The sequence below is a fragment of the Gemmatimonadaceae bacterium genome (assembly GCA_036273715.1).
In the GTDB taxonomy this organism is placed as follows: domain Bacteria; phylum Gemmatimonadota; class Gemmatimonadetes; order Gemmatimonadales; family Gemmatimonadaceae; genus JADGGM01.
On sequence record DASUHB010000010.1, the window covers coordinates 1 to 5,942 of the forward strand.

Here is a 5,942-nt window from a genome sequence, read left to right on the forward strand (position 1 = left end):
GTGAACTGACTCCTTCCGTTGCCTCCGTCTGATCGATGGGTGGGAAGTGACCGTGGCGTCGTCGGTTAGGCGGTTAGGCGGTCGGGGTTTCCATCATAGTTCGGGCGTCGAGGCCCAGCGGTGCACTTTGGGACCTCGACACGCGTACGTCGGTGTCGCTGCGCACGCGTGGGTGTACCGTGTCGAGATGCCGTCGACCGCACGTCGCGGCTCAGCGCTCGAAGAGCTCGGCCGCGAGCGTGCTGCGCGTGATGCCCAGGTGCTCCGCCACGTCGGCGAGGATACCGGCGAGGGTCCCGATGCGGAGACTGGCGTGATCGGGGATGGTGACGTGATGTTCGCGGCCCTGCTGCGTGGTGAGCCGGAGGTGGCTCCGGTTTCCCGCATCACGGCGTATCTGTATCGGCGTAAGGCCCGGGCGAGTGCGCGGCCGGGGAGATCGCGGGGAGCCGCACCGTTAGGCGGCCATGACTTCGTCGTGGACCAGGTGGAGTCGGATCACCTTCGGGCGATCGGCACCGCCTCGCGAATCGCGGTGTGTGCGCAGCGGGTCGAGGTCGTCCGCCTCGGCTTCGCTCGCGGCGAACAAGCGAGGCGCGCGTTCATCCAAATGCGGCCACAGTTTCGCCACCTTCTCGGCCAATCCGCGGGGGTCGGGCACAGCGCGAATCTACCCGCATCCGCCGAACTTGTAGAGGTTATTTCTTGACGACGCCTTAGGTCCGTGGAGCAGTGGCGCGGTCCTCGTACAGGTAAACCGTCGGCTCCGAGTCCGTACCATCCTCGTTCAAGTCCTCGTAGCGCGCGATAAGGGCACGTGAAGGATACAGTAGTCGGGCCCTGCATCCCCACATTGCGGCCAGTGTCTCTCCAATGTAGCGATACACCGACCTATCGAGCACAGATGTGTCACTTGGCACCAACTCGCGAACGTGAAGCAAATTCAAGACACGCTCGACGGCCGTGTGATCCCCGTTTGCGTGTTTCCACCAATCATCGAAGCTGGACTCCGTGAAACCGTCTGCTCGAAAGATGCATCCTCGATGCTCGATGAGATCCGGCCAGAAGAGTTTGGCGAATGCTGCTGCAAGCTCGACACTGCCGCGTGTCTCGATGTAATTCTTGAACGTGTACTCCCAGTGGGCCTCCGACCTAAGAGCCGTGAAATCTGGGAGAAGCGCAGCATCCAATGGCACATCTGTGCGTTCCATGCTGTTGCCTTGTTAGTGCGAGTCGTTGGGCGGAGGTGTCTCTTTCTTCTCGTCTTCAGTAGCAGGCCGAGGCTGGCCCTTTTGGTTTAATTTGCCGTTTGGACCTGTCACGTATTCATGCGTGTGTGCGCCGTCGCATCCATGCCCTGCTCGGGCGCACGTGCGGGTCGTCGCATTCCCGTCTGGGCCGTATCGCACGGCCTGTCCCGGCTTCGTCACCGTCGTGTTCGGCGGGCCGCCTACCAACGGAATGTCGTTCGCTGATCGGCTGCTTTCAAGTTTGCTCCCAATTGCTAAACCGATGGATGTCCCCAATGCCGAAAGACCGAGCGTGAGCTCGGGACCCGCAAGGGTGCACAATCCAAGCGTGACCGTTGCACAGGCCGTTGTGATCACCACCCCTGCGCCAGCGCCAGCAACGGTACCAACTAAAGCGGCCATGGATTCGCACGAACCGGGCGGATCGCATGCTCGTGGCGACAGCCCAAACGGGTCACTGAAGTTCACGGGGTCCCCGTTCGCGTACCCGTACGCATTCAATCCGCCGGCGAGCCCGAGAGGGTCTTCCTGCGTGAACTGACTCCTTCTGTTGCCTCCGTACGATCGGCGGGTGGCAAATGACCGTGGCGTCGTCAGTTAGGCGGTGAGGCGATCGGCGGTTCCATCATACTTTTGGTGTCGAGACCCAGCGGTGCACTTTGGGACCTCGACACACGTACGTCGGTGTCGCCGCTCACGCGTGAGGCGTACCGTGGGGAGATGCGGTCGGCGGTACGTGGCGGCTCAGCGCTCGAAGAGCTCGGCCGCGAGTGTGCTGCGCGCGTGAGCTTCACGTGCTCCGCCACATCGGCGAGGATGGTGGCGAGGATGTCGATGCGGAGACTCGCGTGATCGGGGATGGTGACGTGATGTTCGCCAAGCTCCAGCGCCTGCGCTGCCTCCCCAAAGCTTAGCAACATGTCGTCTTCGCCATGCTCAACAGCGGCCTCCTTCTCCACGGCTAACGCAACAAGCCCGGCCAGATTCCTCCGGCCGGGCTTCGCTGCAAACATGCTCACGCCCTACAGGCGACGAGAAGGGGAGCGACTGCTCTCGTCCAGCCCTCTACACCGACTTTAACACCTCAGAGCTAACCAACATACGTCAGACCGCCGATGCGGATTTGAAACGACTCGAACTGCGTGCTGTCGTTCAACACTCGAATGTCTCGGTCTCCCTCGAAGCGGAGCAACACACCGCCGTCTTCTTTTCTAACGGCGCCTAACAGACGAGTGCCGAGTAGGCTCGTAAGCAGTGGCGCCACCTGCCCGTAGTCCTCAACTCGTTGCTCACCGCTTGGGCCGCCAACTACGATTGCGCTTTCTACGTTAACACTCGCCTGATTAGAGAAGTGGAATTGAACTTGAGCCACACCAAAGCAGAGCTGTATCAGCTCGGCATCAGAGAATGGCGCGAGATCGATGTTCGACGGTAGGCCCTTCATGATGTCGGCGGTTCGAGCTTCGGAGGAAGAGGTACGTGCGTCTGCGCGCGTGCCTGTGGTCGAGTTACATTCGCCGGTGGCTTGCCAGTTGCCGGATTGACCGGTTGACCATTCTCATTGTACTGCCTCCAATAGCCGTTCGGATACTGCTCGGTGGGTTCACCAACCCGAACGGTGTGACCTGGAGGAAGTTCAGTCGGGACAGGTTGAGCCGAATTCGTCGGCGCTTCGAAGTTTGGAGACGGTTTGGGCACACCGCCAGAGCCATCTCCGGCTCCGCTCATCCCGTCAGTTAGCAGCATTGCTGCTGACTGGAGTATCGCGTCTTTGTGTTTGTTCCAGTAGGCCTCAACCTTGGCGCCAATTCCCCCTAGCCCCAGCAACGGCACGCCCGGGGTGGTCCCGTAAGCTCCATGCACCGTGAAAGCGCAGATGGGATCCTTTGGATCCGGGCACAGCCCGAACGGATCGGAGAAGTTCACAGGGTCTCCGTTCGCGAATCCGTACGCATTCACTCCCCCCGCCAAGCCTAACGGGTCTTCCTGCGTGAACTGCCCCGTGGCCGGATCGTAGTAGCGGTTGCGCCGGTACATGAGCCCGGCGTCGTCCACCCCTTCGGCGAAGAGCGAGCCGTGCCAGCTCGTGGGCGTGTGTTGGAGCGAGGGCATGACGTTTGGTGCTGGCGACCCGGTCAACTACTCGGATCCGTTTGGTCTGTCGTGCAAAGTCGTCGGCAACTGCACGCAGTCGGATGTTGCAGGCGCAGCAACGACGACTTGGGATAAAGTGAAAGCTTGGTACAAATGGTGTAGAAGAACACCCAAATTCGGATCATCCGCACTTTTGATGATCGCAGCCGGCTTGGCCGTCGCGCGCGCACGGAGCGCTATCCGGCGCGGCGGACGCGCTGGCGCAGCAGCGCGAAACCGGTGCGGCCGTACCCTTGGCGCTTGATCAGCTTGAGGCGATTGATGTGGCCTTCGACCGGGCCGTTGCTCCAGCGGAAGCAGAGCGCCGCGAGCACCGCGTCACGATCCCGCGCGACCACACGGGCGAAACTCCGCAGCTCGCTCTGGTCGGCTTGGCCTAACCACGCCGCGAGTCCGCTCGCGTCGTGAGTCGTGAACAGGTCCTGGAAGCGGTGGGCGAAGGCCGACACCGAAATCTTCGGCGGAATCGAGAACACGGCGTGGATGTGATCGAGCTGGACGTTTAGCTCCAACACCTCCACATCTTTCCACTCGCATACGGTCCGAATGTCCCGATCCATCAGTTCCGCGATCACTCCGGTCAGGATCCGATACCGATATTTCGGCACTCAGACCACGCGGTACGTGCACTGATAGACCGCGTGGGCCAACCGCCGATATTTGCTTACGACTCCTATTACTGGCGAAGCCCACGGTACATCACCACCGCCCAAGGCGGTGGGTTTCTACGCCTGACTAAACGCCGCCCAGTTTTTCCTTTGGCGTTTCTCCCACGTGGGAAAACTTTCGGAACCGTGTAGCTGAGCGCGCCGCTGCGCCTGCGAACCACGAAGGGGAGGGCGATCGGTAGCCGAGGAAATCCCGAACTACTATTGTATAGGTGAGCTGGGTAAACCTATCGGCCAAGCCTCGCCGCGGACGCGATCGGCGCCGTCTCGCCACACGCGGCTTTGTCTTGCGGTCATGTGGTTTGGGTGGCAAATTGGAGGAACTTTGGAGGAACTGACAATGGCTACCCTGAACGTGAAAAACCTTCCCGACGTGCTCTATCGACGGCTCAAACAGCGCGCTCGGCGTGAGCGCCGATCGGTCGCGCAGGAAGTCGCCCGCATCCTCGAGAATGCGCTCGCCGCACCCGAACTCACGTCGATTCTCGAAATCCAGGGGCTTGGCAAGGACCTCTGGCACGGCGTCGACGCCGTCAAGCACGTTCGGGCCGAGCGGCGGTCGTGGCGCTGAGTGAGGTGATCGGAGCGGGGCCCGTCGCCGTCGACACCGCTCTCTTCATCTATCTCATCGAGGAGCATCCGCGCTTTCTGCCCGCCGTCCGGCCGCTATTTGCCGACGCAGACGCCGGCCGGTGCCGATTGGTGACCTCTGCGGTGACGCTCCTCGAGGTGCTGGTGGTGCCGTATCGCGCCGGCGATCAGGCGTTAGGCGCACGATACGAAACACTCCTCACGAACAGCCGCGGCCTTACCTTCGTCGACATCGATCGCGCCCAGCTGCGCGCCGCGGCGCAACTCCGGGCTGCGTACCGTATGCGCACGCCCGATGCACTGCAGGTCGCGGCCGCACTGCGGGAAGGGTGCGGGACGCTCGTGACCAACGACCGCGGGGTGCGATCGATTCCGGGGCTCCGCGTGATTCAGCTCGACCGGCACGTCGAGTGATCGCGGCAGGACCAAGTCACTGCCCGCAGATGAGCCTAACGCGCTCCTTGTGCGTCCCCTCCGCCGGCACCGCAATCCGTGCCCGATACTCCGCGCAGTAGCTCTTCGACACGCGCAGCACATACGTCCCGCTCGGCACCACCGCCGGCGCCGCCTGCGGAATCTGCCCGTTCGCCACGCTCGTCCCATCGAGCGACGACAGGTCCCACCGCGCGCCGTTAGGCTCCGCATCCACCGCTACCGCCCCGCACGCGTGCGGGGCCAGCTTCACCTTCACCTCGCCACGCTCCGGGACGCGCACCATCGTGCTGTCCGTCGCCGCCGCGCAGCCGGCCATCGTGTGCAGCGCGGCCACCACCCGGTGCGCGCCCGACGTGAGCCGCGCGCTGCTCCAGTTGCCGTGCGCAACTTCCTTTCCGTCCACGCTCACCACTGCGTTAGGCGGCGCCATGATGCGCAGCACCGGCGGCGGCGCCGATGACCTGGAGTTATCCCCGTTAGGCGGGCATGACGCGCTGAGGCGGCCAAGTTTGCGCTCGGCGCTCTGCAGGGTGGCATTCGCAATTTGTCACTTTTCGCACCTTGTACCACGAATTTGGCGACACATGCAAAAAGTGAGAATTTGGCCGGCCGGTTCGGCAGCGCGAGCAGGGATAATGCTGGACAACCACCGTGGATACCATGCGCGCGGCAGAGTGCTCGCCAGCACCGGGCTGACGGAGACCGATCTCGAGGCCTTCTCGACGTTAGGCCGTGCGCCGGACGACCAAGCTGGCACTGGTAGGCACGACGCGACACGCGCCGAGCATGACGGCTCTGGTGCGTCGCGTGACCCGGCGGGCCGCAAGGTGGCGGACACGGCCAC

9 protein-coding genes and 1 pseudogene are annotated in these 5,942 nt (G+C 62.9%); 3 read left to right on the forward strand and 7 right to left on the reverse strand.

Translation table 11 applies throughout. The features are described from left to right. Positions 1–457: 457 nt before the first annotated feature. From VFW04_01115 to VFW04_01140, 6 genes and pseudogenes are all read right to left on the reverse strand, one after another. Positions 458–661 carry a hypothetical protein gene (locus tag VFW04_01115; protein HEX5177903.1) on the reverse strand — a complete coding sequence of 68 codons (204 nt, stop codon included), beginning with the start codon at positions 659–661 and terminating at the stop codon, positions 458–460. 562 nt (positions 662–1,223) lie between these two features. Next, entirely contained in the window at positions 1,224–1,847 is a 624-nt protein-coding gene (locus VFW04_01120; protein HEX5177904.1) for an RHS repeat-associated core domain-containing protein, read from the reverse strand. Then, entirely contained in the window at positions 1,844–2,209 is a 366-nt protein-coding gene (locus VFW04_01125) for a hypothetical protein (GenBank protein ID HEX5177905.1), read from the reverse strand. Before VFW04_01125 ends, VFW04_01120 begins: the two co-directional genes overlap by 4 nt. A gap of 481 nt (positions 2,210–2,690) precedes the next feature. Further along, the gene (locus VFW04_01130) at positions 2,691–3,362 is read right to left on the reverse strand and encodes an RHS repeat-associated core domain-containing protein (protein HEX5177906.1); all 672 of its coding nucleotides are present in this window, start codon (positions 3,360–3,362) and stop codon (positions 2,691–2,693) included. Positions 3,363–3,580: 218 nt separating this feature from the next. Continuing rightward, entirely contained in the window at positions 3,581–3,853 is a 273-nt protein-coding gene (locus tag VFW04_01135) for a transposase (GenBank protein ID HEX5177907.1), read from the reverse strand. Further along, positions 3,839–4,012 (reverse strand): annotated as a pseudogene (locus VFW04_01140) (transposase). Before VFW04_01140 ends, VFW04_01135 begins: the two are co-directional and overlap by 15 nt. A gap of 400 nt (positions 4,013–4,412) precedes the next feature. On the opposite strand from VFW04_01140, the gene VFW04_01145 reads away from it, so the two are divergent. Together VFW04_01145 and VFW04_01150 are read left to right on the forward strand one after the other, a co-directional pair. Beyond that, positions 4,413–4,643 (forward strand): hypothetical protein, encoded by a 231-nt coding sequence (locus tag VFW04_01145; GenBank protein HEX5177908.1) that lies wholly within the window; start codon positions 4,413–4,415, stop codon positions 4,641–4,643. Beyond that, on the forward strand, positions 4,634–5,077 hold the full coding sequence (locus VFW04_01150) for a type II toxin-antitoxin system VapC family toxin (GenBank protein HEX5177909.1): 444 nt from the start codon (positions 4,634–4,636) through the stop codon (positions 5,075–5,077). Before VFW04_01145 ends, VFW04_01150 begins: the two co-directional genes overlap by 10 nt. A 16-nt stretch (positions 5,078–5,093) precedes the next feature. Here VFW04_01150 and VFW04_01155 read toward each other — a convergent pair whose 3' ends face one another. After that, entirely contained in the window at positions 5,094–5,540 is a 447-nt protein-coding gene (locus tag VFW04_01155; GenBank protein HEX5177910.1) for a hypothetical protein, read from the reverse strand. Between the two features lie 193 nt (positions 5,541–5,733). Here VFW04_01155 and VFW04_01160 point away from each other — a divergent pair. Next, on the forward strand, positions 5,734–5,942 hold a 209-nt coding region (locus VFW04_01160), incomplete at its 3' end, for a hypothetical protein (protein ID HEX5177911.1).

Excerpts from the sequence above, each read along its gene's own strand:
- VFW04_01130 (HEX5177906.1), bottom strand. The coding sequence starts at position 3,362 with ATGCCCTCGCTCCAACACACGCCCACGAGCTGGCACGGCTCGCTCTTC.
- VFW04_01145 (HEX5177908.1), top strand. The coding sequence starts at position 4,413 with ATGGCTACCCTGAACGTGAAAAACCTTCCCGACGTGCTCTATCGACGG.